Genomic DNA, 15,701 nt, shown 5'->3' on the forward strand with positions numbered 1-15,701 from the left:
GTTAGGAAGGCTTGAAAAAATCATTAAATCTGTTATAATTAAAATTGTCGTAAAAGACATTGACAACTAAATAAATAAGAATGCTCAATATTCTTGTTTTCCGTTGTACCCTATTTATATGGGGACGTTACGGATTCGACAGGGGTAGATTGAGCTCAGGTTGCGCGTCGAGGTTACGTCTCGTAAAACGTTACACGCCAATAATAACTGGCAAAGAACAAAATTACTCTTTAGCAGCTGCGTAAGTAGCACTAAAGGATCCTTCCTATCATCGCCCGTGTGGTAGATGAAGGGTCTCAAATGAAGCGGGATACGCTATCGTCCACCGTCTGAGGATGGATAGAAGAGATTAATCAGACTAGCTCCTTGGAAGCCTGTTGATAGGCCGAGAAGCGAGCGAACTGCCAATATATCAACTACGCTCGTAGATGCCTGAGTGCCGATATCTCTGGACGTGGGTTCGATTCCCACCGTCTCCACCAATACATAATTGGTGGTTTTTTAATTTTATGTGACGTAAAGCATAAGATTTCCGTTTGGAAAGCTTATGCTTTATTTTATCTTAGGAAAGTTTATGCTTGATTTCATGAAAAATTGTCATTTCAATTAAAGATAAAGATATATAAACACAGTCTAATCTTTAAAAAGAATACCGTTTAAGAATAGTATATCATTTTCAGTTATAGGATCTGATAACACCCCAAATTTTTCACCCTCAAATTTCCCCACCAGATAACATCAAATACTTCAAAAATTAGTAAAAAGTATACTAAGAAGTACTAGAAAACCAGAAAATAGTTTCTTACCTATTCAATTTTTTCGTTATCCGCGAAAGACACATTTGCCTTAAGAAATTGCGTCTATTTTAGAGAGCAATTAAAAAGAAATGGCAAAGATGGCTTTTTTCAATGGCAGTATCTTAAGTTGTGGAATAGTTTCGAACATATTGAATCAGATTCACATAAAGAAGTTTCTAGCTATCTAACTTATAAATTTAAAACCTTCGTTAATCAGTTCAGATTGTGGGATAAACTATCTCAGAAGATTTGAATTTAATAGAATATTTTGGCAAATTATGGTATAATTATAACTGTTAAGTAACTTATATTGGGGGAATATGTAATGGCAAGAAGAACTTTTTTTAGTTTTCATTATCAACGGGATGTTTGGAGGGCAAATGTTGTTCGTAATAGTGGAGTAGTAATAGGTTCATCTGCAGCAGGTTTTTATGATGCATCACTTTGGGAGGAAGCTAAAAAAAAGGGTGATGTAGAAATTAAAAAAATGATTGATGAAGGACTTAGGAATACTTCAGTAACTGTTGTGTTAATAGGTGCAAAATCAGCGGGTCGAAAATACATTAATTATGAAATTGAACAGAGTATTAAAAGAGGTAATGGGATACTAGGTATCCATGTACATAATATTAAAAACAAAGATGGCGAAACCGACGAGAAAGGAGCAGTTCCTACAAAACTTATTAATGGTGGGTATAAAGTTTACAATTGGCCATTTGATAGCGATAAATTTTCAAAGTGGGTTGATGATGCCTATAATGCTGCAAATTGAATTATATAACTCTAAAGAGCGATGCCTATTTATAGAAGTATCGCTCTTTAATTTGATTTAGTATAAAGGAGGTAGATCTATTGTATAGCGCAAAGATAAAAGAATTTATTAGAACTTATGTAAAAGCATTAAATGAAGGTAATGCAGCAATCTTTGCTGGTGCCGGACTATCTAAACCTGCTGGTTACGTTAATTGGAAGGAACTAATGAGAGAGATTGCAGAAGATCTTAATCTAGATATAGATATGGAGTCCGATTTAATAGGGTTAGCTCAGTATCATGTAAATGAGTATGAAGGGCGAAATAAAATTAATCAAATTCTTGTGGAAGAGTTTACTAAAGATGTGAAAACTACAGGCAACCATAAGATACTATCAGATTTACCAATCAATACTTATTGGACAACAAACTATGATAAATTAATTGAAGCAAATTTAGAGGCTAACAATAAAAAAGTGGATACTAAAATAGTACCTGAAAATTTAAGTTATACAGTTCCTGATACCGATGCTATCTTATATAAAATGCATGGGGATAGTTCGTTATCTCATCAAGCTGTATTAACTAAAGATGATTATGAAGGATATGATTTAAATCGCAAATTATTTAGCACAGCACTTCAGGGAGATCTAGTATCTAAAACCTTTCTATTTATAGGGTTTAGTTTTGACGATCCAAATCTTTCTTATATATTAAGTCGTATTAGAATTTTGTTGGGTGAAAATTCTAGAAACCATTACTGTTTTATGAAAAGAGTTGGAAGAGATGATTATGGATCCGACAATGAATTCCGTTATGCTGAAATTAAGCAAGAGTTAAAAATTAAAGATTTGAAACGGTATAAGATTAGTGTTCTTCTTGTAGACAGTTATAATGAAATCACAGAAATACTAAAGCATATTCACAACATTGTAACTAGAAAGAATATATTTATATCAGGAAGTGCAACAGATTTTGGTGAATGGGGAGAAACCAAAACTTATGAATTTAGTACCAACTTAAGTAAAGAGGTTATAACAAATAAAAATAATATTATATCAGGATTTGGTCTTGGGATCGGCAGTTGTATAATTGCAGGAGCTTTGGAAGAGCTTTATAAAAACAATGAAAAAAGAATAGAAAACAGACTAAAATCAAGACCTTTTCCTCAAGTTACAACTGGTGGAATACCGCTAAAAGAATTATGGACTAAATATCGTGAAGAGATGCTTTCAGGTGTAGGTGTTTCAATCTTTATCTTTGGTAATAAAGAAGACAAAAAAACAGGTGAAATAATAGGTGCTAATGGTATGAAGGAAGAATTTGACATTTCAATAAGGAATGGTGCTATTCCTATTCCTGTAGGAGCTACTGGTTTTACGGCTCAGGAGTTATGGGAAATTGTTATGAGTAACTTTAATAATTATGTTGGTGTAGATGCACTTAAACCTCTGTACGAGAGCTTAGGCGATAAGACCAAAACTGAATCAGAATTGATAGAAATTGTAATTAACATAGTTAAAGAACTTACAAAGTACTACTAAAAAACATAACTCCATTATCTCAATCTCGAGTCTTTCATTTAGAGGCGAGATTGTTTAATATTATTACAAATTAAAAATCCCAAAAATACAAGCTACGATTTCAAATATTTGTTACTTGGCATTCTTTTAATCCTGGTATATTCATGATAAAATCCATATACACACAACCTCCATTCTACTTGTTTCTCGACAATTCAAGTATATAAGAATGTAAAGGTTGCGTGTATTTTTATTTTCAGAATTGTATCTGAACCCCAACAAATATTATCAGAACCACTAAAAAGCAATATAGGAACTGTGTTAATCATAATATGTTATTTGATATTTACAGTCATTTAGTAAAATTATATAACACACCAGATTATGACAGGTTATATATACAGGTAAGCGAGATTTTTGAAAATCTTTTTTCTGAACAGTCGAGGGACTATAACGGTCATTTATATAGGGATTTTTTAGATGTAGTAATGAGTAACAATATGATGAGTCGAATTCTATATAAACTTTTACAGAAGCCATTAGGCTTTAGACCGTATAACGAATTACTAGCTACTGCTTGGAATAATGTGAAAATCGAGCTGAAAGGTACAGATTAGTGAAGGATTAGAACAATATAATCCAAGTCTGTGTTTAGTATTCAACAATCGGGCGCATTTATGGAATAAGACTAGCCCACACTTTTCCTTATCGGACCAGATTGTGGATTAACTCTTGTATTGCGTAGTAGACTCTTACTACGCAATAAGCTTTTCTATATCCGAGCTAATATTTTACTTACTACTCCGATTTTCTATGGTAAAGTATGACTTTATATTGGTAGCTTACTAAGGTAAAAAGTAAAAGAAATAAGGGTTTTCCTTAAATCATAAGTTATTTTTGTTATAATTAATTTATATTAAAAATAATTATTAAAAGAGGTTTTTTTAATGACTTACAAAGCTGCAAAGGATTTATTAGAGTTAGTAAATTTATATATACAAGGAAAAACATTATTTTTATCTAAAACAACAGAGAATGATATTTCAATTATAAAAACATTAGAGAACAATAATAGTGATGTTAACATTAAAGAAGGTGAAACTTTAGGAATAGAAGAATCATACTGACAGAAGATATTCTTTGGTGGTCGGGAACCACTTTTAATAAATGATACTCATAAACATGAATTTACGAAACATTTACCTATAACACACGAAGCTAATATACGGGCATATTTGGGTGTTCCTATTTTTTATAACAATGGAAATATGTATGGAACATTATGTGCAATAGACAGTAAAATATCAAATTTTACAAAGAAAGACATAGAGATATTACAAAAATTTTCTAACTTATTTACATATGTAATAGAACTAGAGAAGAAGGTTCATTATGATTCTTTAACAGAACTTTATAGTAGAAATTATTTATATGATAATTTTAATTATATATCAGATAAAGGGACTTTAATGCTCCTTGATTTAGATGGATTTAAGGAAGTAAATGATGTCCATGGTCATCATGTAGGTGATAAAGTTCTAAAAGAAGTGGGGAAACGTATTAAGGAATTCTTAGATGCTGATAGTTTAGGTGTACGGTTAGGCGGAGATGAGTTTGTTATCCTTATTCCGAACTTACAAGATGATTTAGAAATAGAATACAAAGCTAATCGCATTTTGGGTGTATTATCTGACTGGAAAAACTTTGATATAAATATATCTGCTTCTATTGGCATTATTAAATTTCCTTATTATGATGAGATTAGTTTGGAAAACCTGTTAAAAAAAGCTGATAATGCAATGTATCAAGCAAAAGTAAAAGGTGAAAATTGCTTTCATGCTTTTAGTGAATAGTATTTGTTGCAGGAGTAAATCTACTTATTGAATCATTATTAAAAATAATGAAAATCCCCATCGGTAAAGGGACATTTTTTATTTTTTATAAATAAGCTAACTAACAATCAGTATCTTTTGATATACAGTACAACGATACTGCACATTCAAACGAAATCTATTTTTGCAGATTTGTGAAAAAATGTACTTAAAGTAACGGGTGCGATTGCTGAACAAGTAGCACTCGTTTCTTTTGTTATAAAGCAGGTTTGTTCAAGAAGAACGATTTTTTTAGGAAATATTGTCCTATTTATATTAAGAAAGGATGTTTAAAAGTGGAAATACGCAATGTGAAAAGTTCTGACTGTAACGTAATCTCACCTTTAATTAACGAATGGTGGGGTGGAAGGCAAATGTCCGATATGTTGCCTAAGTTATTCTTTGTTCATTTTAATAATACAAGTTTTATTGCTGAAAAAGATGGAGAAATTGTTGGCTTTTTAATTGGCTTTCTCTCTCAATCTGATACGGATGTTGCATACATACATACATTTTGTTGGAGTTAATCCTGAGTACCGTAAAAACCAAATTGGAAAGCAACTTTATAATGAATTTTTTAATGAGGTAATAAAGAATAATAGAAATGTCGTTCGTGCTGTAACTTCACCAGTAAATAAGGTCTCAATTGCTTATCATACCAAGATGGGATTTAATATTGATAATGGTGACAAAGTAGTTAATGGGGTGTATGTTTTTTTCGATTACGATGGTCCAAATCAAGATAGGGTATTGTTTGTTAAGAGGATAGATTAAAACTTTATTCTTGTTGTGCTAACGAGTGCTTTCCTTGAATAAGGAATTGCATCCTTGTTCCACTAACGCAGTAGGTTACTGGCTATAAGGGACATAGTGAAATTTGCACTATTATAGTTGGGAGGCTTACCAATTGCATATAAAAATGAACAGGTCTAAGACCTGCCCCAACTGAAACTATACTATTTAATTTCATATATTCTTTTTAGCTAACTCATCCCTGTCTGATGCCATTGGAGGTTGTTCTAACCATTTATTTTTTATCATGATATTTGCTCCATCCTCAGAATATAACTGAATTTCTAAAGATAGTCTATTATACATTACACCTATATCTACTCTGGGACTTTGAGCAATACTTGTACCATAAAAACCAATACTTAGAGAGATCAAAGCAGAAGTATAAAACATCATGATTTTATCAGAAAATGTTTGAGTTGTGCTGTTTGTAATTTCTGTTGCCCATGAAGTAGGAATAGGGAGATTACTTTCTTCTAATTTCGTCCCAAATAATTTACTATGCTTTTTTGCAATTTCTATACCTCTTATAAAGAATTGTTTAACATCCTTTTCCTGTGCAACCTGACTAAAACCAGTAAGGGTAGATGACCCTAAAGCATTCCTTTGAAGATTTGCATATAAATTAGCGACCTCCGCTGCTAATAAGGGTCTTTTGTCTGTAAGTATATCCCATAAGAAACCTTGCTTTTTTACAAAGTCCACTTGTTCTATGTTTGGTAGATAAGGAGACCTTATGTACAGACCTTTTGACAATAATAAATCCTTCGACATCTTATATAATTCCGTTGTCTTTGAAAGACATTCCGTGTAGTAGTCTGTTATATCTGTTCTTACAGATGCTGATAAACTTGCGGCATACGTAGTAAGTCCCATCATAGCCATCTGATGAATATAATTTAATACATAGCTATCTGAATACAATCTAGGAGCAGTTAAATCAACATCTTCCTCTACCTTAAATCCATGAGGTACTTTGTTCTTTTCCTCAGTGAATATTGTGGTTAACTTTTGTATGTGAGCCTGTGATAGCTCTAAAGCATGAGCAATTACAGGTTTAATCTCAGCATCCTCAGCCTTTTCTAAAAAGTAAGTTAACATACAAATACTTGCACTATCATTCATGTATTGAGCCCATAGTTGAGCTATTTCTGTTGATGTAAGCCTAATTTGTTTTTCCTGTTCCAATATATTTAGACCCCCTATAAAACATTATATTCTTTATATTGTCCAATAGTTACCTGTCATATGTAGGATAATATCTTATAAAAAACTATATCCCATTAAATGATTCTTAAATGATTCTTTCAAGAAACTTAAATTGATTTAATAATGTTATCACAGAATAAAGAACGAATTTTTAGTGAATGTGAAGGATTACACCTCTTGTTCCACTCAAAGAAAGGTTCCTTTCGTTTCTCCAAGTCAAACTACCCAGTTAATAGTTGTATTTCTTATTTGACCAGCTCCAAAACCACTTCAGAAGTTAAATAGATTGAAACCTAATTACTCTTCCTAATCAGTAAAGATAGTGTTGGAACCAATTCGTAACTGATCCATTTCTAACGTTTTATTGGTTTACATAAACTTAGGTTGGCTGAAAAAAATAGGCAACTTGCCCAACTTCAGGTAAAGAAAGTATGACTAGCTTTTCTTTCTAAGGAAATTAAAGTCAAAATATGCAAAATTAGGGAAACATGTGTTTTAGGTGAAATAGTAGCAGAGATGTCATGAAATTTAACCAAAGGGTTTTATACAACTTATGTTAAATGACGGACTTTTTAATAGATTAAGTTGGCGTAGGAAAAAAATTGTAATGTGAAATCGATAATCCCATCTTCATGAGTCAACCATCTAGAATAACCATTTTATGTATGTAGTATTCTTCTATCTATTAAACAAAACCTAAGGTGACTTTGCAAATTCTTTGATTTTTTTAAAAAAACGAATTCACAAGGTGTAAATATTGTCTTGCTTCATATTTCTTAAACTAATTCAAATTTTTTGATGTAATTTTTGCGTTCGCAAATAATTTTATTTTTCTGTATCATACTATGATTTAATTAGATTTAAATGAATTTAATTTATTCAGCATACTATTTATCCTTATATAATATGTGAAGAATAATACTTGAAGTTATAAATCATTTTTCACCATAGGATAGTTGTTTGTTTTCTTAGTTTTTTTATTATCCCCTTTGTCAACATCAATACTATTTGTTTAGGAGTATCCTTATATGAAAAAGTTAACGGATTGGGTAAATGAGACTAAAAAAAAACGAGAAAACATGAAAGAAAAGAATAAGGATCCTAAAGAACAGAATGAACAATTTAATAGCGCTCATTCTATTTCACAATCATTAACGGATAACTTAAATACTATCAGTAAAGATTTAGGTGGAAGTGCTGATGTAATAATTCGAGAATTTGAGCTGGGTGAAACAGATCAACGGAAAATCGGGGTTATGTACACAGATGGTCTTGCTGATTCTACTACTGTACAAGAATTTGTATTAAAAACCTTGATGATTGACATAAGAAGTGCTCACTTAGAAAATATAGATTTTGAAGCAACTACTTTGGAATTACTAGAGAAGCATTCACTTTCAGGTGGACAATTGAAAAAGGTTTACAATTTAAAAAATGTAAAACAACACATTTTATCTGGTGATACTGTTTTATTGTTTGATGGAGAAACGGTAGGACTTTCTGTTGCTACAAAAGGCTGGAAGCAACGGGGAGTCGAAGAACCTTCATCACAAACAGTTGTTAGAGGTCCAAAAGAAGGGTTTACTGAGTCACTCCGAACAAACACAGCCCTTATACGAAGGAAAATTAAAAGTGATAACCTTTGGATTGAACAGATGCTAATCGGAAAAGAGACCCAAACAGATGTAGCTATTCTTTATATGAAGGGTATTGCAAATGACAAAATTATCAAAGAAGTAAAAAAAAGACTCAAAAAAATTGACATCGATGGTGTATTAGAAAGTGCAATGATTGAAGAACTTATTCAAGATGAAACATTCACTTTATTTCCTACTCTCTATAACACTGAGCGACCAGATGTTGCAGCTTCGGGCCTATTAGAAGGGAGAATTGTCATCATTGTAGATGGAACCCCTTTTGTTTTGCTTGCCCCTGCAGTGTTTGTACAGTTCATGCAGTCGAGTGAGGATTATTATCAGCGTTCTGACATAGCTAGTGCTATACGTTTATTACGTTATGTTGCTTTTATGCTAGCATTACTAGTCCCTTCTGCTTATATTGCTGTTACGACTTTTCATCAAGAAATGTTACCTACAACTTTACTTGTTAGTCTGGCATCACAAAGAGAAGGGGTTCCTTTTCCTGCTTTTGTGGAAGCAATTCTTATGGAAGTAACCTTTGAGATTCTACGTGAGGCTGGACTCAGAATGCCTAGAGCTGTAGGTTCTGCTATATCTATTGTGGGGGCACTTGTGTTAGGACAAGCTGCAGTTGAGGCTGGTATTATTTCAAATGTCATGGTGATCGTTGTTGCATTGACTGCAATAAGCAGTTTTGTTATACCATCATACAACTTAGGAATGGCTGTTAGATTACTAAGGTTTTTGTTTATGTTATTAGCTGCAGCATTTGGAATGTATGGAATTATTTTGGGAATAATCATTTTAGTTAGCCACTTAACGAGTTTGCGCTCATTTGGAGTTCCATACTTATCACCAATAGCTCCTTCTAACAAAGAAGGTCAGAGGGATTCACTTATTCGACTACCAATATGGGCTTTAATTTCTAGACCTAGACTCATTTCTCAGAAGAATATGATACGTGATGAAACACCTGCTCCTGAACCTAATGATTCAACAAAGGAGCCGGAAAAGTCACCAAGTGGAGAGTCGTCTAAATGAAAAAAATTTTAAAGATAATTATAATATTTTCATTACTAATCATGTCAGGGTGTTGGGACAGAAAAGAATTAAATGAATTAGCCATCCTAACAGGACTTGCGATAGATAAAGAAGATGATGAATATAAAGTAACTGCACAAGTGTTAAATCCAGGGGAGATTGCCGGAAAAGCTCAATCTACAAGAGTTGCCGTTTCAACATATGAAGCAACTGGAAAAAGTGTGTTTGAAGCCTTGCGAGCCCTCACAATAACAAGTCCCAGGAAATTGTACTTATCCCATCTTAAGTTAGTTGTTTTAGGAGAGGAATTAGCGACACAAGGGATCGGACAATCACTTGATTTTTTGTCTAGAGATCACGAACTACGTACGGATTTTTTTATTCTAATTTCTAAAGAAAACGATGCTTCGAGTATTTTGAAAATCCTAACACCGATTGATAAAATCCCTACAAGTAAAATTTTTGATTCAATAGAATCATCTGAGGAAAACTGGGCTCCGACAAAAGGTGTTCATTTGCATGATTTGATCGCAAAGTTATCCTCAGAGAGTGATAATCCTGTCTTAACAGGGGTATATGTAGAAGGTGATATTGATTTTGGCGGTAGCGTAGAAAATGTTGAAAGGATTAATTCTCCGTCGGTCATTAGTTTAGATTATTTAGGGATATTTAAGGAAGATAAACTAGTGGGCTGGTTAAACAAGAATGAAAGTAAAGCATTTAATTATATCATGGACAATGTAAAAAATACGGTTGGAGTTGAAAAATGCGAGGGAGGGAATGTCACTCTAGAAATTTATGAAACCAATACGGAAGTAAAGGTAGTAGAGGATAATGGCTTGCCTAAGATAACCGTTAAAGTGGAGTCCGATGTATCCATCGGAGAAGTGCGTTGTAAAGAAAACATACTAGGTGAAGAGAAACTCAAAGAACTGGCAGAAAAATTGGACAAACAAACAAGAGAAGTATTAAATGAAGGACTTATTACAGCGAAAGAGTTACAAACAGATATCTTTGGTTTTGGTGAACAGATTCGCAAACAAAACCCTAAACTTTGGAATAAGGTTAAGGAAAACTGGAATGAAGAAGGATTCGTTCATTTAGATGTGCAAATTGAATCCCATTACAATATTCGAAGAACAGGGACAATTAAGGAATCATTTCAATGGAAAGCTAGTGGTGATTAACTTTGAAGACAATGGGTGTTTTACTCGTAGCAACATTAATTTCAATTTATGAAATTCCAAAAATGAAAAAACAAAATATGAAAAGAGACTTTATTCTTTTTTCTTGTGTACTTTTCCTTGCATCTACAATAGCAACTTTGCATGTGAATGGTGTAACCATCTCTAACCCTATTAGTGGATTAAGAGCTATTTTTTCACCAATAGGTTTAGGTATCGAGAATTTCTTTATGGAAAAGGGGCAATAAAATGATCGGCTCATCTAAGGAAAAGATTAGCCAAAAGCAACTTACCAGTATGATTATTTTGTTTACGATTGGCAGTGCAATTTTGTTTATCCCTTCTTTCTTAGCAAATGTAGCTAAACAGGATGCATGGATCTCTGCGATTGTTGCAACAGTTTTAGGCTTATTTACGGTTCTTTTCTACTCTAAGCTTTACAAGTTGTATCCTAAAAAAAGTTACTTTGAATGTGCTACCTTTATTCTGGGAAAATGGATTGGTGGTGCTGTTATTTTAATCACTTATATCTACTTTTTTATACTAAGCTCACTAATTCTTTGGGATTTAGGAGAATTTTTAAAAACTCAGGTTTTGGTTCAAACACCAATACAAGTTATACTCATTCTATTTATGTTGACTGTTATTTATACGGTAAGGCTTGGAATAGAGAACGTTGGACGAACATCTGAGGTCTTTTTACCATGGGTATTAGGTTTATTTCTTCTTATGTGTGTATTTTTAATATGGTCATTAGAAAAAGGGAATTTGCTCCCCTATTTAGAAAAAGGTGTAATGCCAGTGTTACATGGTAGTTATTATCTGTTATCATTCCCATATTTGGAATTAATCATATTTCTTATGATTACACCCTACGTTAATAAAGAAACGAAAGTACAGAAATCATTTTTACAAGGTACTCTTGTAGCGGGGGGGTTATTGATTACCACAACGTTTCTTTGTATTCTCGTATTGGGTGCAGATGTTACGGCTAGAAATACGTTTCCTGTATATGTATTGGGTAAAATGGTAAGTGTAGGAGAATTTTTAGAAAGACTGGAAATAATCATAGCCATCATATGGTTTTTAAGTATTTACTTTAAATTAGCAATTGTATTCTATGTCTTAGTAGCTAGCTTAAGTGATTTTGTAAAAGCAAAAGATTATAGACCTATTACATTACCTTTAGGTATGTTGTTAGTTGTAATGTCACCCATTATGTTCACGAGCACAATGCAAGTTGCTAGTTTTGATAAAGAAGTGTTCTTTCCTTTAACATATATTGTGGGATTTTTCCTACCTCTAATTGTTTATATTGCTGGAAAGATAAAACATAAAAAGAGAGGTATATAGAGTTGAAAAGTGTCTTCTCATTGAATCAGAAACAGTTTCGTTTACCGGCTCAACTTAAATTGTTGGTGCCTATTAAGTGAGGAGCTAGGAACAATTGTCATTTGACATGGAGCCACTACGAACATGATGTATTTACGAAGAAGCCAACTTTTTTAAATACTGACTATCTTAAAATACTAAGAATTGCGTTTTAAGTGCTTTATAGCTTAGAAAAGCAGGAAGATTTATTAGAGAACTTTAACTTTGCAATGAAGAATAGGAGTGTCGGGGTCTCCTTATTTTAAATTACCATCAATACTCCTGCGTGCTCATGATTTCTATGTATAATATGGAACGCAACGCAGGGTGATTCGTTAAAAACAAGTCTTTAGCCAATTTTCTTATTGTAACTTTAGTGAAAGAAGATATGTTAAATAAGTTGTTCTTTGGTGCGCAGTACCATGATACTGTGCATTCAAACGACATCTATTTGTAGTAACTTTATTATGGTAGGTGAAAGAGAAGGTATTATTGGTTTTCCGCATTCGAATTTAGAAAAAAAGGAATAAGTGAAATGAATGAGGAGATTGGGTTGAACTGTAAAACTAAATTTCAAGGAATGTAGTATAAGGTAAGGAAAAAAGAGATTAAGGGATCAATAAAATAGTGTTTTAGATAAATAAATTGTCTCTTTATGATTATATTGCTATAATATTAGAATAGGTAGAAACGCCTATCAAGAGGTAGGTACACAGAACTATGGGTCAATGGTACATGGCATGGCATCAGAGCCACTACAGAAAATGAATGTGGATTAGTAAATTCCATCACTCACTTTAGGCGGCTTTCAATTGTTAGAGACTTACTTAATGGAGGTCAAATTACATGGAATTTTCAATGGGACAAAGTTATCAAAGATTAAATGAGGCTTCTCAAAGTATGCTTGAATTAGTTAGTGAGTATATAGGCACAAATACCTTTTGTGTAACTCAAACAACGGATGAACAACATTCTATTCTCACGCATGTATTCAATCGGAACACAGTTTTATTTGATGCAGGAGACACTTTATTTCTCGAAGATGCTTATTGAAATATTATCCTTCAAAGTGGGCGTGACCCACTTATTATAAATGATACAAGTAGTCACCCAATAACATGTAACATGATGCCAACACTAAGCGTCGGGATTAAGAGCTTTTTAGGCGTACCGATAGTTTTAAGTAATGGGACTATATTTGGAAATTTATGTTCTATGGATACCGAACCATATACATTTACAGAAAAGGAAACAAAATTCTTAAAAACAATGGCTGTCTTTTTAGCACATTCGATTGAATTAGATATTCTGGCACATCAAGACTCATTAACAGGATTAAATAATAGGTATTTCCTTCAAAATTATATTGATACTCTACCAATGGAATCTAAAGTTGCCATTATTTTTATAGATTTAGATGGTTTTAAGTTAGTTAATGATAGTTATGGACACAAGGAAGGGGACGCTATTTTGTTTCAGGTTGCAGAACGGATAAGAGAGTGTGTAAGAGCAAAAGATATACTCTGCCGTTATGCAGGAGATGAATTCATAATAATGTTACAAGAAGACGTTAATGAAGCATATACTCGTACTCTTTCAGATTTGATTATTAGTCAATTTAGAAGACCTTTTATTATAAATGGTGATGAACTAGGGTTATCCGTAAGTATAGGTATTAGTATTGGAGAAAATAAAGACAGGAATATCGAAAAGTTAGTAGCAGAAGCTGACCTGGCTATGTACTATTCAAAAAATAATGGGAAAGATCGCTACTCTTATTTTTATGAACTGGGAGAGTAGATAGATTTCTCCCTAGTATTCTTCTTTTCAATGTGCACGACAGGTTTACACCGTTGGAAAAAAGTATTCGATGGTTGATTTCATCTTTTGTTTTCTTTTTATGACAATCACGAATGGCACACCGAACAGGCACATACTAAAAGTGTCTAAGTCTACTAGAACCTCCTTTAGTGATACTGTTCTTGTTGGCAGTAAACTTACTAGATTCAAAGACACTCAACGAATGCTACAAGCTTTTTAGGTTCTTTAAATCCTTTCACACAATCTAAATATTTCTTGTTTTTAATCGAGTATTCACTTGCACTCAAAATATCCTCGGAAAAGGGGAACTATGAATGCGTAAAGTGATACCACCACAATATAAATCACCAAAAACCCCTCTTTATTTCATCGAAATTAAAGATATTTGGATTGTTGTTTAGACACGTTTTTTTGCCTATGGTCTTTTTAATTCCAGGTGTATTTATTTGTTTTTTTAATTTATTAAGTTATTTTAATAACCAACATATAATCATAGTGAGAATTAACAAATAAAAGTTTATTGCACAGTACAACGATACTGGAAACTAAATAATATTCGTTAAAGCCGATCCCTCTTTTAGGGTGCTTGTTTCGCCCTATTTGACCAATACTAACGCAGAGCAATAGTTTAATTTTTGGGTGAGTGTGTGAACTGATGTAATTAAATTAACTGGTAGAGTAAAAATGCCTCTCTTTAAAGAGTAAACGGGGTAGTATTGTTTATTTAATTGTTATTTTCTGAATACTTAGATATAATGAGTGTGTATCTATGACCATTTTTTTGGAGGTGCTTTTATATGACTGATATTTTAGTTGAATCAACCCCCAGTGAAATGATAGAAGCTAATCAAAGAAATTTATTAAACTTTTTCCTTATGACTAGTAAGAGTAGTAAAGGTATTTATTATTTTGACCAAAATGGTATAGAAGGATTAAACAGTTTCATCCCTGTCTCTATTCTTAATAGGATAATAAAGACAAATACAACAGCTAAAAATTTAGAAGATAAGTTTGATTATATTAAAAAGATGTATCATGATAAAAATATACCAATGTATTGGGAAATTTGGTCAAATAGTTTGCCTAGTAATATTAGAGAAATATTGCAGGAATATGGCTTTAAATATGATAGTGAATTTCCTGCAATGGTATTAGAACATACTCAGATACCAGAAAATAAATCAATTTCATTAAATATAAAAAAAGTAGATAATGAAGATGAGGCTATCATATTAGCAGATTTATTTTCAGAAATTTACGGAGTACCTGAGCCTGCACGGGATGGTTTCTTAAATACAGTGCTTAGTACGGGCTTTGATATAAACTCGAAATTGGTAAATTATATTGGTTATGAAGATGAAAAGCCAGTATGTATTTCTTCCGTTTACTATGATTCTGGTGTAGTTGGAATCTATAATGTAGGTACAATTGAAGGCTATAATAGGAAAGGATATGGGACGGAGATTACGTTATTTCCCTTAATGGAAGCAAAGGAAAACGGATATAAGTACATGATGTTACAATCCTCAGAACAAGGATTAAAAGTGTATCACAGAATGGGCTTTAAAGTATTAAGCAGAGTTGAAACGTTTAAGCTTGAACCTTAAAATTCTATTGTCTCAAGATAGAGTGAGTGTTTAATTGGAATAATTACGTTAGGTTCTTATTCAACTAGCGGGAATTTATGTTTAAAAATAACAA

13 protein-coding genes, 1 other RNA gene and 1 pseudogene are annotated in these 15,701 nt (G+C 32.5%); 14 read left to right on the forward strand and 1 reads right to left on the reverse strand.

Features of this window, described 5'->3' with window-relative positions; genetic code table 11:
- The first annotated feature begins 120 nt into the window (after positions 1-120).
- The 7 genes and pseudogenes from ssrA (at position 121) to GH741_RS05155 (ending at position 5,716) form a co-directional block, all read left to right on the forward strand.
- Positions 121-482, forward strand: a transfer-messenger RNA (tmRNA) gene (gene ssrA, locus GH741_RS05125).
- A 640-nt stretch (positions 483-1,122) separates the two neighbouring features.
- A complete protein-coding gene (locus GH741_RS05130; RefSeq protein ID WP_153735708.1) occupies positions 1,123-1,569 on the forward strand; it encodes a TIR domain-containing protein in 447 nt (148 codons plus the stop codon).
- An 80-nt stretch (positions 1,570-1,649) separates the two neighbouring features.
- A complete protein-coding gene (locus GH741_RS05135; RefSeq protein ID WP_153735709.1) occupies positions 1,650-3,092 on the forward strand; it encodes an SIR2 family protein in 1,443 nt (480 codons plus the stop codon).
- 311 nt (positions 3,093-3,403) lie between these two features.
- The gene (locus tag GH741_RS05140) at positions 3,404-3,688 is read left to right on the forward strand and encodes a hypothetical protein (protein ID WP_153735710.1); all 285 of its coding nucleotides are present in this window, start codon (positions 3,404-3,406) and stop codon (positions 3,686-3,688) included.
- Positions 3,689-4,018: 330 nt separating this feature from the next.
- The gene (locus GH741_RS05145; protein ID WP_153735711.1) at positions 4,019-4,198 is read left to right on the forward strand and encodes a hypothetical protein; all 180 of its coding nucleotides are present in this window, start codon (positions 4,019-4,021) and stop codon (positions 4,196-4,198) included.
- Positions 4,199-4,204: 6 nt separating this feature from the next.
- Entirely contained in the window at positions 4,205-4,924 is a 720-nt protein-coding gene (locus GH741_RS05150) for a sensor domain-containing diguanylate cyclase (protein ID WP_338079252.1), read from the forward strand.
- A 314-nt stretch (positions 4,925-5,238) separates the two neighbouring features.
- Positions 5,239-5,716, forward strand: a pseudogene (locus tag GH741_RS05155) (N-acetyltransferase family protein).
- 192 nt (positions 5,717-5,908) lie between these two features.
- Here GH741_RS05155 and GH741_RS05160 read toward each other — a convergent pair.
- Positions 5,909-6,925, reverse strand: a complete 1,017-nt coding sequence (locus GH741_RS05160; protein ID WP_338079253.1) for a DUF3231 family protein — start codon at positions 6,923-6,925, stop codon at positions 5,909-5,911.
- Positions 6,926-7,971: 1,046 nt separating this feature from the next.
- Between GH741_RS05160 and GH741_RS05165 the strand changes: the two genes are divergently transcribed.
- From GH741_RS05165 to GH741_RS05195, 7 genes are all read left to right on the forward strand, one after another.
- A complete protein-coding gene (locus GH741_RS05165) occupies positions 7,972-9,624 on the forward strand; it encodes a spore germination protein (protein ID WP_153735713.1) in 1,653 nt (550 codons plus the stop codon).
- Complete coding sequence (locus GH741_RS05170; protein ID WP_153735714.1) at positions 9,621-10,811, forward strand: Ger(x)C family spore germination protein; 1,191 nt, start codon at positions 9,621-9,623, stop codon at positions 10,809-10,811. The genes GH741_RS05165 and GH741_RS05170 overlap by 4 nt, the downstream gene beginning before the upstream one ends.
- Positions 10,812-10,822: 11 nt before the next feature.
- A complete protein-coding gene (locus GH741_RS05175; protein WP_170287565.1) occupies positions 10,823-11,056 on the forward strand; it encodes a hypothetical protein in 234 nt (77 codons plus the stop codon).
- Position 11,057: 1 nt separating this feature from the next.
- Positions 11,058-12,161 carry a GerAB/ArcD/ProY family transporter gene (locus GH741_RS05180; RefSeq protein ID WP_153735716.1) on the forward strand — a complete coding sequence of 368 codons (1,104 nt, stop codon included), beginning with the start codon at positions 11,058-11,060 and terminating at the stop codon, positions 12,159-12,161.
- A gap of 864 nt (positions 12,162-13,025) precedes the next feature.
- A complete protein-coding gene (locus GH741_RS05185; protein WP_153735717.1) occupies positions 13,026-13,232 on the forward strand; it encodes a hypothetical protein in 207 nt (68 codons plus the stop codon).
- A 33-nt stretch (positions 13,233-13,265) separates the two neighbouring features.
- Complete coding sequence (locus GH741_RS05190; RefSeq protein WP_476693033.1) at positions 13,266-13,979, forward strand: diguanylate cyclase domain-containing protein; 714 nt, start codon at positions 13,266-13,268, stop codon at positions 13,977-13,979.
- A gap of 818 nt (positions 13,980-14,797) precedes the next feature.
- On the forward strand, positions 14,798-15,607 hold the full coding sequence (locus tag GH741_RS05195) for a GNAT family N-acetyltransferase (RefSeq protein ID WP_153735718.1): 810 nt from the start codon (positions 14,798-14,800) through the stop codon (positions 15,605-15,607).
- Positions 15,608-15,701: the final 94 nt, after the last annotated feature.

This window comes from Aquibacillus halophilus, from assembly GCF_009649745.1.
Taxonomy (GTDB): domain Bacteria; phylum Bacillota; class Bacilli; order Bacillales; family Amphibacillaceae; genus Aquibacillus; species Aquibacillus halophilus.

What these genes read in the sequence shown, in the direction of transcription:
- GH741_RS05140 (WP_153735710.1), top strand. Translation starts at nt 3,404, where the DNA reads ATGTTATTTGATATTTACAGTCATTTAGTAAAATTATATAACACACCA.
- GH741_RS05145 (WP_153735711.1), top strand. Translation starts at nt 4,019, where the DNA reads ATGACTTACAAAGCTGCAAAGGATTTATTAGAGTTAGTAAATTTATAT.
- GH741_RS05165 (WP_153735713.1), top strand. Translation starts at nt 7,972, where the DNA reads ATGAAAAAGTTAACGGATTGGGTAAATGAGACTAAAAAAAAACGAGAA.
- GH741_RS05175 (WP_170287565.1), top strand. Translation starts at nt 10,823, where the DNA reads ATGGGTGTTTTACTCGTAGCAACATTAATTTCAATTTATGAAATTCCA.
- GH741_RS05195 (WP_153735718.1), top strand. Translation starts at nt 14,798, where the DNA reads ATGACTGATATTTTAGTTGAATCAACCCCCAGTGAAATGATAGAAGCT.
- GH741_RS05180 (WP_153735716.1), top strand. Translation starts at nt 11,058, where the DNA reads ATGATCGGCTCATCTAAGGAAAAGATTAGCCAAAAGCAACTTACCAGT.
- GH741_RS05170 (WP_153735714.1), top strand. Translation starts at nt 9,621, where the DNA reads ATGAAAAAAATTTTAAAGATAATTATAATATTTTCATTACTAATCATG.
- GH741_RS05130 (WP_153735708.1), top strand. Translation starts at nt 1,123, where the DNA reads ATGGCAAGAAGAACTTTTTTTAGTTTTCATTATCAACGGGATGTTTGG.
- GH741_RS05185 (WP_153735717.1), top strand. Translation starts at nt 13,026, where the DNA reads ATGGAATTTTCAATGGGACAAAGTTATCAAAGATTAAATGAGGCTTCT.